Source organism: Mycobacterium paraffinicum, from assembly GCF_025822865.1.
In the GTDB taxonomy this organism is placed as follows: domain Bacteria; phylum Actinomycetota; class Actinomycetes; order Mycobacteriales; family Mycobacteriaceae; genus Mycobacterium; species Mycobacterium paraffinicum.
The window spans coordinates 415,856-432,175 of the sequence record NZ_JACKUR010000027.1 but is presented as its reverse complement, the minus strand read 5'-3'; the positions used below and the strand labels follow the sequence as shown (position 1 = coordinate 432,175).

The window sequence follows — 16,320 nt, the reverse complement described above, 5'->3', positions numbered from 1 at the left end:
CGGCCCGGCGGTTGGCGATTCAATACGGGGTCGACCTCGCACTGTCCTACTTCCTGGCCGTCATCGAAGCGGCCGCCATCTTGGTTCCACTGCGCGGTCACACGTCGGTCGGGGCTAATTCCGACTTCGCGCAGGCCAATACCACGGCGGTGGTCGTGCTCGTCCTGTTGGGCATCGTCGGCGTCGCGGCGGCCGCGATCCTGAGCGCGGCCCCGACGCTGCGCTGGTACGCGGCCGGGGCCGAGCCCAACCAGGAGCAGCGCGAGGCCGCGATGAAGCTGCCCGGCCGCCAGTCGGCGATCCTGTTCGGGGCCTGGGGTGTCACCGGCGGAATCTTCATGCTGCTGAACCTGCGCGGCGGGGCGCAGCTGCTGCTGCCCATCGCGCTCGGTGTGCTGCTGGGCGGACCGGCCGCCGCCGGAACGGCGATGCTGCTGGCGCAGCGCGTGCTGCGCCCAGTCATGCGCGCCGCCACGCTGGGCTGCGAGCCGCGGCTGGCAGTGCCCGGCGTATACGCGCGACTGGTCCTGCTGTGGTTTTTGTGCAGCGCCTTCCCCATCGGGGTGATCGCAACCCTGGTCGTCCTTCGCTCGTACGGGTGGCTGATCGAGAAGTCCGCGTCGCTGGATGTTCCGATCCTCGTGGTGTCCCTGGCGGCACTGGTGCTCGGGCTGCCGACCATGATCTTGACGTCACGGTCCATTTCCGATCCGCTCGGCGAGGTGGTGGACGCCATGGCGGAGGTCGAACACGGCCGCATCGGAACCTACGTCGGGGCCTATGAGCGCTCGCAAATCGGACGTCTGCAAACGGGTTTCAATCGCATGGTCGCCGGGCTGGCCGAGCGCGACCGGTTGCGCGACCTATTCGGGCGCCACGTCGGGGCGGACGTCGCCCAGCGCGCCATCGACGAGGGCGCGTCGCTGTCCGGGGACGTGGTCGAGGCGGCGGTCCTCTACATCGACCTGGTGGGCTCGACGCAGCTGGCGGAAAGCCGTCCCCCGCAAGAGGTTGCCGAAATCCTCAACGATTTCTTCCGCATCGTCGTCAATGCCGTCGACGAACACCACGGGCTGATCAACAAATTCGCCGGGGACGCCGCGCTTGCCGTCTTCGGGGCGCCGTTGCCGACCGGCGAGCCGGCGTCGGCCGCGCTGGCGACCGCCCGCGCCCTGGGCACCCAGTTGCGCCGGCTACCGGTCGATTTCGGCATCGGCGTCTCGGCGGGCCGCGTCTTCGCGGGCAACATCGGCGCCGAAAACCGGTACGAGTACACGGTGATCGGCGACGCCGTCAACGAGGCCGCGCGGCTGGCGGACCTCGCCAAGACCGCCGACCGGCGGATCCTGTGCGCCGCGGCGGCCATCGAGCGGGCGGACGAAACAGAGGCAACGCATTGGGCCGAGTGCTATTCCACCGTTCTGCGGGGGCGATCCGAAGCCACCCACGTCTCGGCGCCGGCCTAGTCGGGCCGCGTCAGGACTTCGCGACCTTCAGCGCGGCGATCATCCGCCCGATGATGTCCGCGGAAGCGCTGTCACCGATGGGTGTGCTGCCGACGAACACGGTGACCGGCTTGGTGTCGACGGCGATGACGGTGACCGAGTCGCCCTTGACGTTGCGGGTGCGGTCGGCGATCGTGACGTCGGCGTCGGCGCGGGCGGCCTTGGTCCCGTCGACGGTGATCGACGAGGTCTTCGTCGGTCCCAGCGTGGGCGACGCGTTCGCATATCCGGGCCCGTTGGCGATGCACTGCAACAACTTCGACGCCTGGGCGGTGACGTCCATGCTGGAGACGAGGTTGCTGACGCCGACCTCCGCCGTCATCATCCACTGACTGGCCCCGGGCACTTCCTGGGCGACGCCCACGGCGCCGATCAGGTTCGGGTTCTGGTCGTCGGAGTACACCGTCCAGTTGGGCGGCACCGAACTGGCCGGGAACGAGAGCTTACCGGCGGCGATCGAGTCGGTGCGCGGTATCTCACCGCCGGACACGTTCGGGGTGCAGTCGGTGGCGGTCTGCTGACCCTTCGGTTGGCTGGTGGTGCTGGTGGTCGACGACGGCCCGGCGGCCGGGGACCTGCCGTGGCTGCCGCCGCGCATCACGACCAGCGTCGCCACCAGCGCGATGACGGCCAGGATGACGAGGCCACCGACGATCAGCCAGGGCAGCTTCGAGCCGGGACCGCCCGGCGGGGGCCCGGGCGGGTATGGCCCGGGCGGGAACTGCTGTCCCGCTTGCGGATACCCCGGTGGCGGATACTGGTAGGGGCCGGTAGGCGGGTACGGTTGCGGGCCGCCCTGCGGCTGGCCTCCCCAATAGGGTTGCTGCCCGTACGGATTTCCATAGGGTCCCTGACCGTAGGGGCCGCCGGGAGGAGCCGTCATCGCTGAACCACCTGCCTATTTCGCCGGTTCGACTTTGGCCATCGCCAGGACATCCAGCCGGCGGTCCAGTTCTTCTTCCGAGAGTTTGTCGCCGATCAGGCCGCGGTCGATCACGGTCTGGCGAATCGTCTTGCGCTCCTTGAGGGCTTGCTTGGCCACCGCGGCGGCCTCCTCGTAGCCGATCGCCGAGTTCAGCGGCGTCACGATCGACGGCGACGATTCGGCCAGCTCCCGCAGGTGCTCGACGTTGGCCTTGAGCCCGACGATGCAGCGCTCCGCGAACAGCCTCGACACATTGGTCAGCAGCTTGAACGACTCGAGGATGTTGCGGGCCATCATCGGGATGTAGACGTTGAGCTCGAACGCGCCGGACAAGCCGCCGACGGCCACCGCGGCGTCATTGCCGATCACCTGCGCGGCCNCCTGCGTAACCGCTTCCGGTAGAACGGGATTCACCTTGCCCGGCATGATCGAGCTACCCGGTTGCAGGTCCGGCAGCTGGATCTCGGCCAGGCCGGTCAGTGGGCCCGATCCCATCCAGCGGATGTCGTTGGCGATCTTGGTCAGCGATACCGCGATGGTGCGCAGCGCGCCGGAGGCCTCGACCAGGCCGTCGCGCGCCGCCTGAGCTTCGAAAGAGTTGGCGGCCGTGCGCAGTTCGTTCAGGCCGGTGGAGGCGATCAACGTCTCGACCACCCGGGCTCCGAAGCCGTCGGGGGCGTTGAGGCCGGTGCCGACCGCCGTCCCGCCGATCGCCAGCTCGCCCAGCCGCGGCAGCGTGGCGCGCACCCGTTCGATTCCCGCCTCGATCTGGCGGGCGTAGCCGCTGAATTCCTGGCCGAGGGTCACCGGAACGGCATCCATCAGGTGGGTGCGGCCCGACTTGACCACCGTCTGCCACTCGCGGGCCTTGCTCTCCAGCGCTTCATGCAACACCTCGAGCGCCGGGATCAGGTGACGCACCGCCGCCTCGGTCGCCGCGATGTGGGTGGCGGTCGGGAAGGTGTCGTTGGACGACTGCGACATGTTCACGTCGTCGTTGGGGTGCACCGTGACACCGTTGGCCGCGGCGATGCTCGCGATCACCTCGTTGGTGTTCATGTTGGAGCTGGTGCCCGACCCGGTCTGGAAGACGTCGATGGGGAACTGGTCGTCGTGTTGGCCGTCGGCGATTTCGGCGGCCGCGGCGATGATGGCGTCCGCCTTCTCCGGTGCCAGCAACCCGAGGTCCTTGTTGACCTGTGCGCACGCGCCCTTCAGCAGGCCCAGGGCGCGGATCTGGGTGCGCTCCAGGCCCCGGCCCGAGATGGGAAAGTTCTCCACGGCACGCTGGGTTTGCGCGCGCCACAACGCCTTTGCGGGCACCCGGACCTCGCCCATGGTGTCGTGTTCGATGCGGTATTCGGTATCGGTGGCGCTATCGGCCATAGGTAGCAGTCCTCGCTGGTTTCGGTCAGGGCAGGGGATAGGCGGCGGTGCTGTCGCCGGTGAAGTCGATGGCGGAGTATTCGTTGAGCTTCGAGAGCCGGTGATAAGCCTCGATCATGCGGACAGTGCCCGACTTCGACCGCATCACGATCGACTGCGTCGTGCAGCCGCCGGGGTAGTACTGCACGCCGCTCAGCAGGTCGCCGTTGGTGACCCCGGTGGCGCAGAAGAAGACGTTCTCTCCGGACACCAGGTCCTCGGTGGTCAGCACCCGATCGACGTCGTGGCCGGCGTCGATAGCCTTCTGGCGTTCCTCGTCGTCCTTGGGCGCCAGCTGCGCCTGGATGGCACCGCCCATGCACCGGATCGCGGCGGCGGCGATGATCCCCTCGGGGGTGCCGCCGATCCCGGCCAGCATGTCGGTGCCCGAGTGCGGCCGGCAGGCCGAGATGGCGCCGGCGACGTCGCCGTCGGTGATCAGCCGGATGCGGGCACCGGTCAGCCGGACGTCCTCGATCAGCTGGGCGTGCCGGGGCCGGTCCAGGATGCACACGGTCATGTCGCGCACCGACAGCGCTTTCACCTTGGCGACGGCCTTGATGTTCTCGGCGATCGGGGCGGTGATGTCGAGCACGTTGGCGGCCTCGGGCCCGACGGCGATCTTGTTCATGTAGAACACCGCCGAGGGATCGAACATCGCGCCGCGGTCGGCGACCGCCAGGACCGAGATGGCGTTGGGCATGCCCTTGCTCATCAGCGTGGTGCCGTCGATCGGATCCACGGCGAAGTCGCAGTCCGGGCCGTCGCCGTTGCCGACCTCCTCGCCGTTGTAGAGCATCGGCGCGTGGTCCTTCTCGCCCTCGCCGATGACCACCACGCCGCGCATCGACACCGTGTTGACCAGTTCGCGCATCGCGTCGACGGCCGCGCCGTCGCCGCCCTCTTTGTCGCCGCGGCCCACCCAGCGGCCGGCGGCCATCGCGCCGGCCTCGGTCACCCGGACCAGTTCCAGGGCCAGGTTGCGGTCCGGGGCTTCACCACGTGGCCGTCCAGATGGGCGGTTGCCCTCAACTGTCATGGTTGGAGATTGTCCCAGAAGCTGATCGGTCTGCTGGAACTGGGATACTCGGGGGATGACCGAAGAGCCGCCGCTGAATGCCAGCTCGGAGGCCCAGGTGGCCGGCGAGCCGGCCCCCGCGGCCGGACCGGCTGCCAGGCCGGCCAAACCGCGATTGCTGCAGGACGGTCGCGACATGTTCTGGTCACTGATGCCGCTGGTCATCGGGTGCATCTTGCTGGCCGGTCTGGTGGGGATGTGCTCGTTCCAGCCCGGCAGTCACCAGGGTGCGGTCCCGTCCTACGACGCGCCGGCGGCGCTGCGGGCCGATGCCACGACGCTCGGCTTCCCCATTCGGCTGCCCAAGCTGCCCGCCGGCTGGCAGGCCAACTCGGGCAACCGCGGCGGCATCCAGGGCGGGCGCACCGATCCCTCGACCGGTCAACGGGTGAACGCGGCCACCTCGGTCGTCGGCTACATCAGCCCGACCGGGATGTATCTGAGCCTCACCCAGAGCAACGCCGACGAGGACAAGCTGGTGGGCTCGATCCATTCGTCGGCGTATCCGGCCGGAGCGGTCGACGTCGCCGGGACCAACTGGGTGGTCTACAACGGCGCCGGCCAGAGCGGGGCGGACGCCGAGCCGGTGTGGACCACCCGGCTCAGCGGCCCGACCGGGGCCACCCAAATCGCGATAACCGGTGCCGGCAACACCGATCAGTTCCGTACGCTGGCCTCGGCGACGCAATCGCAGCCGCCGCTACCCGCGCGCTGAAGGAAGGCCGAGCGTGACTGCACCCCAAGCAGATCTGTCCGGATGGTCGGTGGCGCCGTTCAGCGGAGGCGGCTACACCCATGACGTCTACCGCAAGGGCACCGGCCCGGGGGTGGTGCTGATTCCCGAGATACCCGGGATCCATCCCGGTGTGCTGGCCCTGGGCAATCACCTGGTGGACAACGGCTTCACCGTCGCCATGCCGTCGCTGTTCGGTGAGCCGGGCAAACCCAAGACCGTGGGCTACATCGCCTCCTCGATCAGCCGGGCTTGTGTGGCAAAGGAATTCGCGGCCTTCGCGACGAACAAGCAGCGGCCGGTGTCGATGTTCCTGCGCGCGCTTGCCCGTGACCTCAACGCGTCGACCCCGGGCAAGGGTGTCGGCGTGATCGGCCAATGCTTCACCGGCGGCTTCGCGCTGGCCGTCGCGGTCGACGACGCCGTGCTGGCCCCGGTGCTTTCGCAGCCGTCGGTCCCGCTGCCACTGGGGCGGGCGCGGCGCCGCGATCCCGGCCTGAGCGAATCCGAACTGGCCACCGTGGCAGATCGCTGCGCCAACGAAGGCCTGTGCGCGATGGGTCTGCGGTTCAGCGAGGACAGCGCCGTGCCCCGCGAACGGTTCGCGGTGCTCAAGGAGCGCCTTGGTGACGCGTTCGAGGTCATCGAGATCGACTCAGGGCCCGGCAATGTGGGCGGTTTCGGCAAGCTGGCGCACTCCGTGTTGACCGACGAGGTCCGCGAAGTCGACGGCCAGCCGGCGTACGAGGCCCGCAAGCGGGTAGTCGAGTTCCTCACCCAACGCCTTGGTTAGGGAAGCTCCACACGCATGACGACTACGACCAGTGTCCGGGTGGCCGAAACCACCTTCGGCCCCGTCCGCGGCGCCGACGACGGCCGCGTCAGCTCGTGGAAGGGCGTCCGGTACGCCGCCCCGCCCGTCGGCGCGCTGCGGTTCCGGGCGCCGCAGCCGCCTGAGCGGTGGACTGAGGTCGCCGACGCCACCCGCTACGGGCCGGCGTGCCCGCAGCCGGTCTTCCCCAACATGCCGCTCGACTTGGGCGCGCCGCAGGGCGAAGACTGCCTGCGGCTGAACGTCTGGGCGTCGTCCGGCACGCAGCCGGGTGACGGAAAGCCCGTGATGGTGTGGCTGCACGGTGGCGCGTACGTCCTGGGATCGGGCAGCCAGGCGCTGTACGACGGGCGCCGGCTGGCCGGCGACGGCGAAGTCATCGTGGTCACGGTCAACTACCGGGTTGGAGCGCTCGGGTTCATGGACCTCTCGTCGTTTTCCACGTCGCGGCGGCGGTTCGACTCCAACGTCGGGCTGCGCGACGTGCTGGCGGCACTGAGCTGGGTCCGCGACAACATCGCCGCGTTCGGCGGCGACCCCCGCAACGTCACGCTGTTCGGCGAATCCGCGGGCGCGGGGATCGTGACGACCCTGCTCGCCAGCCCGTCGGCCGGGGGGCTGTTCGCCCGCGCGATCGCCCAGAGTTCACCGGCCACATCGGTATACGACCGGCGCAGGGCTGAGCGCGTCGCCGAGACCGTCCTCGACAGGCTTGACGTCGATGCGGACCGGCTGCCCGACGTGCCCACCGCTGTGCTGCTTGCCGCGTCCCAAGAGGTCTTCGACGAAGTGCCCGTGCGTAATCCCGGCCTCCTGGCGTTCGTCCCGATCATCGACGGCGAGTTGCTGGACGACTACCCGGTCAAGCGCGTGCAGGAGGGCCGCTCGCTTCCGGTCCCCTTGATCATCGGAACCAACAAGCACGAGGCGGCGCTCTTCCGGTTGATGCGGTCGCGGCTGATGCCGATCACGCCTCGCGCGATCACGTCGATGTTCGACCAGATCGCCGCCGAGCAGCCCGACCTGCAATTGCCGACCGACGAGCAGATCGGATCGACGTATTCGCGGTTGCGGCGCAGGGCAAGGAGTTTGAGCATCGCAACCGACGTCGGATTCCGGATGCCCTCGGTCTGGCTGGCCGAGGGCCACAGCAGGGTGGCGCCGGTGTACCTGTACCGCTTCGATTATGCGACCCCACTACTGAAGCTGCTGTTGGTCAATGCCGCCCACGCCACCGAATTGCCGTACGTCTGGGGCAATCTCGGGGCGCCGAAGGATCCCACGCTGAAACTGGGCGGCAGCAAAACCGCCAAGTCGGTCTCCAAGAGAATGCGCACCCGGTGGATCAACTTCGCCGCGCAGTCGAAGCCGGCGGGGCCGGCCGGCGAGCCGGACTGGAGGCCCTACCGGGAGGCCGATCGCGCCTGCCTGATCATCGACAAGCGCGATACCGTCGCGCACGATGTCGATGCGAGCATCCGCGCGGCCTGGGGCAGCGAGATGGTGGGTTTCCGATAGCCTCGTCAAGGCCGCTTACAGCGGCTCCGACAGCATGAACCGGTGTCCATCGGGCGATCGCAGACCCATCTCGCGCCGGCCCCAGGGTTCGATCGTCGGGGGCTTGAGGATGTCGGCTCCCTCAGCGAGAGCGCGCCTGTAGTACTCGTCGATGCCGGCGACGGTCAAATACGCGATGTAGCTGTGGTCCCCGAGGTCCGACGCCGGCAACGACTCCGGACAACGGCCGAGCCGGAACGTCACCGACCCGGCCGAGCAGAATGCCCAATTGCCCGGGTCGGGCTCAGTCACCGTGCAATTCAGTACTCGAGTGAACCACTCCGCCGCACGGTCAAGGTCATGCACCGCGAGGACGGGATCGGCGCCGAGGAGCGTCATGTGTCCAGTCTGTCGCATTGGTATCGCCGGCGACACCGCAATGGGCGATCGCGCTGCTATCCCGCCGACGTATCCTGTTGCGCTTCGCATTTCATCCGATGGAACATGTCGACGTAATACGACAGGCATTCCGCCATCGCCTGCTCGGTGGTGAATGGGGGCTCATAGCCGAGGTCGCGGCGCGCCTTGGCGATCGAGAAGTAGTTGTCCAGATAGAGCCGCTCGACGGCCAGCGGCTCGAGCAGCGGCGCCGGTATGCCGAAGCGGAAATGCAGCCGCTGCCAACCGGTCATCGCCGCGCGGACGATGGGGCCGTTGACCCGTACCCGGGGCCAGTTCACGCCGCAGGCCTCGACCACCGGCCGCGCGAACTCGAACATGTTGATCGGTTCGTCGTCGTTGATGAAGTACGCCTGACCCGGTGCCGTGCCGCCTGGAACCAGGTGCTGGGCGGCCAGGATGAAACCGTGAATCAGGTTGTGCACGTACGAGTTATCCAGTCGGGCCGACTTGCGGCCGATCAGCACCTTGACGTGGCCGGCGATCACGCTTTCGAACAGCTTGCGGAACATCGTCTGATCACCGCGGCCCCAGATCCCGCTGGGCCGAATCGCGCAGGTCAGCATGTCGCCAATGCCGTTCTGCGACAGCACGAACCGCTCGGCGACGACCTTCGTCTCGGTGTACAGGTCGTTGAACCGGTTGGTGTAGGGGAGCGTCTCGTCGCCGCCCGGGATGTTCTGGCCGCCCATCACGACGCTGTTGGACGAGGTGTAGACGAATCGCTTCACACCCGCCGCCTGCCCGGCGTGCACCAGGTTCTCGGTGCCGCCGACATTGACCCCGAAGCTGCGCTGCCGGTATGCGTCGGTCACCGACGCGCCGCCCATCAAATCGATGATCGCCGCGGTGTGGAAGATGGTGTCGATGCCGTCCACCGCTTGGGCGCAGATCGCTGTGTCGGTGATGTCGCCCTCGAGCACCTCCAGTTGCGGGTGCTGCGCAAGCGGCGACGGAGCCCGGTCGAACGAGCGCACGTGGTGGCCGCGGTCCAGCAGGGTGGTGACCAGGTTGGCGCCGACGAATCCGGAGCCGCCGGTGACGAGGACGCGGCCGAGTTCGGTGGTCAGTGATGCATCAGCCATGGGCCGCAGCATAACTGAAACGTGTTCCAATTTCGAAAATGGTCATGGCTTGTGTTTCGCAATATGGCCGAAATCAGGCGTCGTCCGCCTGGCCGGCCGCGAGCGCATCCTCGATCCGCTTGCGGGCTCCAGCTAAGTGCTCTTCGCACCGTTTTACGAGCTCCTCACCCCTTTCCCACAGTTTCAGCGATGCATCGAGGTCCAGGCCTCCCTGCTCCAGCAGGCGGACAACTTCGATCAGCTCATCCCGGCACGCTTCATAGCCGAGCTTACTAATAGGCGTAATTGACTGCTCGTCTTCACTGGCCATCGGTCCGCCCTTCGCTCACCGCGGCGATCGCGCCGTCGGCCACCCGCACCCGTAGCCGGCTGCCGGTGGGCGCGTCGGCGACCGACCGCAGCACCACCGGGGGCCCGGAGTCCGGCACGGCCTGTACCACGGCATAGCCGCGGGCGAGCGTGGCCGCCGGGCCCAGCGTCGCCAGCCGCGCGCTCAGATGGCCGATGCGCTCCGTCTCCGCGGCGGCCAGACGGGTGACGTCGCGGCGGATCGCCGAACGGGCGCGATGAATCTCGTCGGCGCGCGCCGTCAGGGCCGTGAGCGGTTCGGCGAGCACCGGTCGGCTGCGGACCTGGGTCAGCGCGCGTTGTTCGCGAGCGACCCAGTTGCGCAGCGCCTGCGCGCTTCGCCGGCGCAGATCATCGATCAGGCGCTGCTCGGCAGCGGTGTCGGGCACGACCTTCTTGGCCGCGTCGGTGGGGGTGGCGGCGCGCAGGTCGGCAACCAGGTCGCACAGCGGATTGTCGGGTTCATGACCGACCGCGCTGATGACCGGGGTTCGGCACGCGGCGATGGCGCGGCACAGCGTCTCGTCGGAGAACGGCAACAGGTCCTCGACGCTGCCGCCGCCGCGGGCCACCACGATGACGTCGACCTCGACGTGGCGGTCGAGTTCGTATAGCGCCTCGACGATCTGCGCCACCGCGTTGGGTCCCTGGACCGCGGTGTTGCGCACGGCGAAACGCGCCCCGGGCCAGCGGCCGGTGGCCACTGTCGTCACGTCGCGTTCGGCGGCGCTGGCCCGGCCGGTGATCAGGCCGATCATGTTGGGGAGAAAGGGGATTGGCCGCTTGAGCCGGGGGTCGAATAGCCCTTCGGCGTCCAGCAGCCGGCGCAGCCGATCGATCCGCGCCAGCAGCTCGCCCACGCCGACAGCGCGAATCTCGCTGAGTCGCAATGAGAATGTGCCCCGACCGGTGTAGAACGACGGCTTGCCGCATACCACCACCTGCGTGCCCTCGGTCAGTTTCACCGGCGCGTTGGCCACCAGGTCGCGTGAACAGGTCACGGTCAGCGACATGTCGGCCGCCGGGTCGCGCAACACCATGAACACCGTCTTGGAGTCGGCCCGCGCGCTGATCTGGGCCAGCTGGCCCTCAACCCATACCGTGCCGAGCTTGTCGATCCATCCGGCGACCCGAATTGCCACCGCGCGCACCGGAAATGGGTTCTCGGCGGAGTTCGGTTCGGATTGTGCAGCCGGGGTCACTTCGCGTTCGCGCGGGTGATCCTGTTGGCGAGCAGCGTCTCAAAAGGCGCGCGGGCCTTGGTGGCCTGCTCGTATGCCAGCAAGGCTTCGAGTTCGTCGACGCTCAGCGATTGCAGGCGGGCGCGCAGCTGCGCCAGCGTCAGCGCCGCGTAGTCCAGCTCGCTCACCACCGACGGCTGCGGAGCCGCCGGCGCGTCCTGGGATTTTCTGCCCTGCTTCAAGGGGGCGGCATCGGACGCGGCGTCGGCGAGCGAGTACAGGGCGAACCGGCCCTCGGTTCGGCGATCACCCTCGCCGTTACCGTCCCCGGCGGGGCCCGGCGCTTCGACCGCTTCGGGCAGGTCCTCGTCGAAGGTTGCCCATTCCGGCTGCTCATCCTTTGGCGGAAAGATGTTCTCCAGGGTGCTGTCACCCTTGATCGCCAGTTCGGCGAGGTTCTGCTGAAATCGCATTACAAGGTGCGCCGCCTGACTGGCTAATGTCATGGGGTACATCAGGATGGTTTTCGGCAGCTTCATGGTCTCCTCGACGGCGACTGTCGCCGCGCCGACCAGTAGCCGAACTCCATACGGTGCAGTAGCCATGGGTCCAAGATTGCCTTAAGCGACGGCTAACTCCAAGCCCGCCGGCGCGAGCTGGCAAGCCCGTGTCCGCAGAACGTACCCTGGGTGTCATGCCGCCGACTGTCGACATGGGAATTCCCGGCGCGTCCAGCTCGGTAGCCAGCGATCCAGCCCGCAAGCGAGTGCTTCTGGCCGAGCCGCGTGGTTACTGCGCGGGCGTGGATAGAGCCGTCGAGACGGTCGAACGCGCGCTGGAAAAGCACGGCGCGCCGGTCTACGTGCGTCACGAGATCGTGCACAACCGGCACGTGGTCACCACTCTGGAAAAGGCCGGTGCGGTGTTCGTCGAGGAGACGGACGAGGTCCCCGAGGGTTCCATCGTCGTGTTCTCCGCGCACGGGGTCGCGCCCACCGTGCACGCCGCGGCAGCCGCACGCAACTTGCACACCATCGACGCCACCTGCCCGCTGGTGACCAAGGTGCACAACGAGGCGAGGCGCTTCGCCCGCAACGACTACGACATCCTGCTCATCGGCCACGAGGGCCACGAGGAGGTCATCGGCACCGCCGGCGAGGCGCCCGACCACGTGCAGCTGGTGGACGGGGTCGCCGCCGTGGACAACGTGACGGTCCGGGACGAGAACAAGCTGGTCTGGCTGTCGCAGACCACGCTGTCGGTCGACGAGACCATGGAGATCGTCGACCGGCTGCGCCAGCGCTTCCCGAAGCTGCAGGATCCGCCCAGCGACGACATCTGTTACGCGACGCAGAACCGGCAGGTCGCCGTCAAGGCGATGGCTCCCGAGTGCCAGCTGGTGATCGTCGTGGGTTCGCGGAACTCCTCGAACTCGGTGCGGCTGGTCGAGGTGGCGCTGGGCGGCGGGGCCGCGGCCGCCCACCTGGTCGACTGGGCCGACGATATCCAGCCGGCATGGCTGGAAGGGGTGACCACCGTGGGCGTGACCTCCGGCGCGTCCGTCCCCGAGGTGTTGGTGCGGGGCGTGTTGGAGCGGCTCGCCGATTACGGCTACGACGTGGTGCAACCGGTCACTACGGCGCAGGAAACCCTGGTATTCGCCCTGCCGCGTGAGATTCGGTCACTGCTCTGACCCGTCGGGCGCCGGATGGCGCTCAGCCGTCGTATTCCCAGGATTCCGTGGGCGGTCGCCGCGGCCGGCCATAGGTCCGTGAGCGGTTACGCCGCTCGGCCGCGGGCTGGTCGGGTGCGCCGCCCCCTCGATAGCGGACCTGCGAAATGGGGTGATGTGTCCCGTTGTTGCCGTTCGGGGCGGGGCGGCGGCGCCTCGGCTCGGAGGCGGTCCCATAGCGGTCGTAAGTGTCGTAGCCGCCGAAGAGCTCCGGCGCCCCTGGCGGGTCGTACTGGTCGTACCCGTCGAAACGGCCGCTCCGCGGCTCGGGTCGCTCGTAGGGGCTGCGGCGACTGCGCGGGTCCCGACGGCCTTCCCGGGACGACTGGCCGCGCGCGTCCGGATCGGTATCTGGCCTCGGGCGGCGCCGTGACCGGCGGGGCGGTTCCGCGGCGTCGTAGTCCCGGGCGGTTGTCGAGCCTCTCCGGGACGAGCGCCGATCGCCGCGTTCGCCCGCGTCGTCCAGCGGTTCCCGGGTACGGCGGGAACCGGTTCGGGCGGAGCGGGTGGCGGCTCGATCACTGCGCGCCGTCCCGCGGGCCCGCGACGCGGAACCGGCCCCGCGGGTGCGCCGAGCCTTGGCCGGAGTTGCCTCGTCGGCGGCGTCCGATTCCGGGTGCACGATCGCGCGCAGTTTGGCGACAATGCCGCCGACGACGGACTTGCCGTCGGTGGGCTCCGCGTCGTCGGAGCTCTTCGGCGCCGCGGTCGTCCCGTGCGACATCCCGAAATACCACCTGGCGAACCCGATCAGCAGCACCACGCCGGCGGTTCCCAGCATCAGCGGGAACCGCTCGATGAGTGGATAGCCGCAGTTGATCAACAAGTCTTTGAGGTGGCCAACCTTGGCGTCGTGGAACAACCAGTAGGCGCCGGGTACCGCGCAGAAAAGTATCAGCGGAGGCTGGATCATCGCGGTGAACAGCCCGTCCTGGCGTACTGCCAGCACCGCTGCGACGCAGCCGGCTATATAGAAGCCGGCGAAGACATGCGTCAGCTCCTTCTGGCCGGCGTCAATTCCGTAACCGATGGCGGTAGCGGTGACGGCGAGAAGCAGGGCGGCGTACCACGGCACACCTGGGATATCTGGGTGGATCGAGCGGTGGGAGGCCTCCACCGTCGATTTTGCCCGCTGTCCTGACACATGTAGACCGTACCGGCAATGGGCCGAAAGCCCCGTAAATACCTCGTAGGGATCCCGGGCGTGCCATGCCGATCGCGCACGAAATGGTCCACAGCAGCCGGTGCCGCCGGCGACCCCTAGACTTGGGTCCCTGTGAGCCTGAGCCTGGGAATCGTCGGTCTGCCCAACGTCGGTAAGTCGACTCTGTTCAACGCGCTGACCCGCAACGACGTACTGGCGGCCAACTATCCGTTCGCGACGATCGAACCGAACGAGGGTGTCGTTCCGCTGCCCGATCCGCGCCTGGACAAGCTGGCCGAGTTGTTTGCATCCCAGCGGGTCGTGCCGGCGCCGGTGACATTCGTCGACATCGCCGGCCTGGTTAAGGGCGCGTCCGAGGGGGCGGGGCTCGGCAACAAGTTCCTGGCCCACATTCGCGAATGCGACGCCATCTGCCAGGTGGTCCGCGTGTTCTCCGATGACGATGTGACCCATGTGGCCGGTGAGGTGGATCCCCGATCGGACATCGAGGTGGTCGAGACGGAGTTGATCCTGGCCGACCTGCAGACCCTGGAACGCGCTCTGCCTCGGCTGGAGAAAGAGGCCCGCACCAATAAGGAGCGCAGGCCGGTATACGACGCCGCGGCCGCGGCCCAGGAGACGCTCAACGGCGGGAAGACGCTGTTCGGCGCCGGGGCTGATGCGTCCCTGCTGCGGGAGCTGAACCTGTTGACCACCAAGCCGTTTCTCTACGTCTTCAACGCCGATGAGGCCGTTCTGACCGACGCGGCGCGGATCGACGAGCTGCGCCAGCTGGTCGCCCCCGCCGACGCGGTGTTCCTGGACGCGGCCATCGAAGCGGAGCTGAACGAACTCGACGACGAGTCGGCGGCCGAACTGCTGGAGTCGATCGGGCAAACCGAACGCGGACTCGACGCGCTGGCCCGCGCGGGTTTCCACACCCTGGCGCTGCAAACATTTCTGACGGCCGGCCCAAAAGAGGCGCGGGCGTGGGTGATTCACCAAGGCGACACCGCGCCGAAGGCCGCCGGGGTGATCCACACCGATTTTGAGAAGGGCTTCATCAAGGCCGAGATCGTGTCCTATGACGACCTGATCGCTGCCGGTTCAATGGCTGCGGCCAAGGCAGCGGGCAAGGTCAGGATGGAAGGCAAGGACTACGTGATGGCCGACGGCGACGTGGTGGAGTTCCGCTTCAACGTGTAGTCGAAGGACTGACGTCGGATGGCCCTACGAATTCACCGTGAGCGAGAAACCGCGGAGTTCATTGCGACCCGGGGAGAGGTCAGCGTGATCGCCGTTCGCTCTTCAGGGGCGACCTGATTACGTGAGCTAGGTATGAAGATGAGGCTATGAACGCATCGTTGCAGGCTTTGTTGACTCCCGAGCGCCTCACCGAAGTAGTCGATGTGGGAGCGAACATGATTGATGGTGAGCCGCCCTACATGCCACTGCTTGCTGCGGGGCTGTGCAGGGTCACTGGCTTTGAGCCTCAGGAAGACGCGTTTCACAAGCTGGTGGCAAAGGAAGGCCCTAATGAGCGTTACCTGCCGTACGCGGTGGGTGATGGCGAGGCTCGGACACTTAAGATTTGTCGGGGCAAGGGATTGACGAGCCTGCTTGAACCGGATCCATCGAGATTAAGTCTTTTCGGGGTTCTCGAGCCGCTCGGACAAGTGCTCGAACGCGTTCCCATTCAAACCTGCAGGCTCGACGATGTTCTCGAGATACAACACCTCGACTTCCTGAAGATCGATATTCAAGGCGGTGAGCTTGCAGCTTTCCGAGGAGGCAGGGCGAAGCTGGCTGAGGCTGTAGTGATCCAGACCGAAATCTCATTCGTCACGTTGTATAAGGACCAGCCCGGGCTGGGAGACATTGACTTGGAGCTTCGTGGCCAAGGGTTCATTCCGCACGGCTTCGTCGATATGAAACCCTGGCGAATCTCCTCTGCCTTGGCTGGTGAGATTCCTTGGGAGGGCTCAAACCAACTGTTAGAGGCCGACATTGTCTACGTGAGGGACTTTGCCGACGCGGAATCTATGAGCGACGAGCAGCTCAAGCACCTGGCGCTGATATCGCATTACTGTTACGGATCGGTCGATCTAACGTTGCGTTGTGTGATGCTCTTGGAACAGCGGCAGGCGCTCGCGTCGGAGGCCCAGCAACGTTATCTGCGACTGTTGACCGACACCCTTTCCGCATGAACTCACTGCAGCTCGCGGACAGCTGTCGTCCGGCCGGAGCGCAGTACGGTCTACACCTACGGGTTGTAACCAACATGCCGACCTGTCGGGATTCAGGGTTCCGGCTTAGTGGGCCGACCACGAACCAGCCGTCACCAGGTGTGAAGCAGGCCGACGGCGACGTGGTGGA

16 protein-coding genes are annotated in these 16,320 nt (G+C 67.4%); 7 read left to right on the top strand and 9 right to left on the bottom strand.

Annotation, left to right across the window (positions count from 1 at the left end; genetic code table 11):
• Positions 1 to 11 precede the first annotated feature (11 nt).
• Entirely contained in the window at positions 12 to 1,466 is a 1,455-nt protein-coding gene (locus H7J89_RS19710; RefSeq protein WP_264045742.1) for an adenylate/guanylate cyclase domain-containing protein, read from the top strand.
• Positions 1,467 to 1,476: 10 nt separating this feature from the next.
• On the opposite strand, the gene H7J89_RS19705 is transcribed toward H7J89_RS19710, so the two are convergent.
• The 3 genes from H7J89_RS19705 to glpX all read right to left on the bottom strand — a co-directional run bounded on the left by H7J89_RS19705 (position 1,477) and on the right by glpX (position 4,894).
• Complete coding sequence (locus tag H7J89_RS19705; RefSeq protein WP_264045740.1) at positions 1,477 to 2,388, bottom strand: hypothetical protein; 912 nt, start codon at positions 2,386 to 2,388, stop codon at positions 1,477 to 1,479.
• A gap of 15 nt (positions 2,389 to 2,403) precedes the next feature.
• Positions 2,404 to 3,816 carry a class II fumarate hydratase gene (locus tag H7J89_RS19700; protein WP_264045737.1) on the bottom strand — a complete coding sequence of 471 codons (1,413 nt, stop codon included), beginning with the start codon at positions 3,814 to 3,816 and terminating at the stop codon, positions 2,404 to 2,406.
• A 25-nt stretch (positions 3,817 to 3,841) separates the two neighbouring features.
• A complete protein-coding gene (gene glpX, locus H7J89_RS19695) occupies positions 3,842 to 4,894 on the bottom strand; it encodes a class II fructose-bisphosphatase (protein WP_264045735.1) in 1,053 nt (350 codons plus the stop codon).
• A 55-nt stretch (positions 4,895 to 4,949) separates the two neighbouring features.
• Here glpX and H7J89_RS19690 point away from each other — a divergent pair, with 55 nt between their 5' ends.
• From H7J89_RS19690 to H7J89_RS19680, 3 genes are read left to right on the top strand one after another with little or no spacing between them, the layout of a single operon-like run.
• Positions 4,950 to 5,648 (top strand): DUF4245 domain-containing protein, encoded by a 699-nt coding sequence (locus H7J89_RS19690; RefSeq protein ID WP_264045732.1) that lies wholly within the window; start codon positions 4,950 to 4,952, stop codon positions 5,646 to 5,648.
• A gap of 13 nt (positions 5,649 to 5,661) precedes the next feature.
• Entirely contained in the window at positions 5,662 to 6,459 is a 798-nt protein-coding gene (locus tag H7J89_RS19685) for a dienelactone hydrolase family protein (protein ID WP_264045730.1), read from the top strand.
• A 15-nt stretch (positions 6,460 to 6,474) separates the two neighbouring features.
• Positions 6,475 to 8,016 (top strand): carboxylesterase/lipase family protein, encoded by a 1,542-nt coding sequence (locus H7J89_RS19680; RefSeq protein WP_264045728.1) that lies wholly within the window; start codon positions 6,475 to 6,477, stop codon positions 8,014 to 8,016.
• A gap of 15 nt (positions 8,017 to 8,031) precedes the next feature.
• Here H7J89_RS19680 and H7J89_RS19675 read toward each other — a convergent pair whose 3' ends face one another.
• The 5 genes from H7J89_RS19675 to H7J89_RS19655 form a co-directional block, all read right to left on the bottom strand.
• Positions 8,032 to 8,394 carry a VOC family protein gene (locus tag H7J89_RS19675; RefSeq protein WP_264045727.1) on the bottom strand — a complete coding sequence of 121 codons (363 nt, stop codon included), beginning with the start codon at positions 8,392 to 8,394 and terminating at the stop codon, positions 8,032 to 8,034.
• 56 nt (positions 8,395 to 8,450) lie between these two features.
• Positions 8,451 to 9,551 carry a 3-beta-hydroxysteroid dehydrogenase gene (locus H7J89_RS19670; protein ID WP_264045723.1) on the bottom strand — a complete coding sequence of 367 codons (1,101 nt, stop codon included), beginning with the start codon at positions 9,549 to 9,551 and terminating at the stop codon, positions 8,451 to 8,453.
• Positions 9,552 to 9,612: 61 nt separating this feature from the next.
• Positions 9,613 to 9,849, bottom strand: a complete 237-nt coding sequence (locus H7J89_RS19665; RefSeq protein ID WP_264045721.1) for an exodeoxyribonuclease VII small subunit — start codon at positions 9,847 to 9,849, stop codon at positions 9,613 to 9,615.
• A complete protein-coding gene (gene xseA, locus H7J89_RS19660) occupies positions 9,839 to 11,089 on the bottom strand; it encodes an exodeoxyribonuclease VII large subunit (protein WP_264045719.1) in 1,251 nt (416 codons plus the stop codon). The genes H7J89_RS19665 and xseA overlap by 11 nt, the downstream gene beginning before the upstream one ends.
• Positions 11,086 to 11,673 (bottom strand): lipid droplet-associated protein, encoded by a 588-nt coding sequence (locus H7J89_RS19655; protein WP_264045717.1) that lies wholly within the window; start codon positions 11,671 to 11,673, stop codon positions 11,086 to 11,088. The genes xseA and H7J89_RS19655 overlap by 4 nt, the downstream gene beginning before the upstream one ends.
• 89 nt (positions 11,674 to 11,762) lie before the next feature.
• Here H7J89_RS19655 and H7J89_RS19650 point away from each other — a divergent pair, with 89 nt between their 5' ends.
• Positions 11,763 to 12,761: a 4-hydroxy-3-methylbut-2-enyl diphosphate reductase gene (locus H7J89_RS19650; protein WP_067210529.1), complete on the top strand. Its 999-nt coding sequence runs from the start codon at positions 11,763 to 11,765 to the stop codon at positions 12,759 to 12,761.
• A gap of 22 nt (positions 12,762 to 12,783) precedes the next feature.
• Here the strand turns inward: H7J89_RS19650 and H7J89_RS19645 are convergent, their stop codons facing one another.
• Entirely contained in the window at positions 12,784 to 13,944 is a 1,161-nt protein-coding gene (locus tag H7J89_RS19645; RefSeq protein ID WP_264045714.1) for a DUF6542 domain-containing protein, read from the bottom strand.
• Between the two features lie 132 nt (positions 13,945 to 14,076).
• Here H7J89_RS19645 and ychF point away from each other — a divergent pair, with 132 nt between their 5' ends.
• Positions 14,077 to 15,150, top strand: coding sequence for a redox-regulated ATPase YchF (gene ychF / locus H7J89_RS19640; RefSeq protein WP_264045712.1), 1,074 nt, complete (start codon positions 14,077 to 14,079; stop codon positions 15,148 to 15,150).
• Between the two features lie 146 nt (positions 15,151 to 15,296).
• A complete protein-coding gene (locus tag H7J89_RS19635; protein ID WP_264045710.1) occupies positions 15,297 to 16,151 on the top strand; it encodes an FkbM family methyltransferase in 855 nt (284 codons plus the stop codon).
• The last annotated feature ends 169 nt before the right edge of the window (positions 16,152 to 16,320 follow it).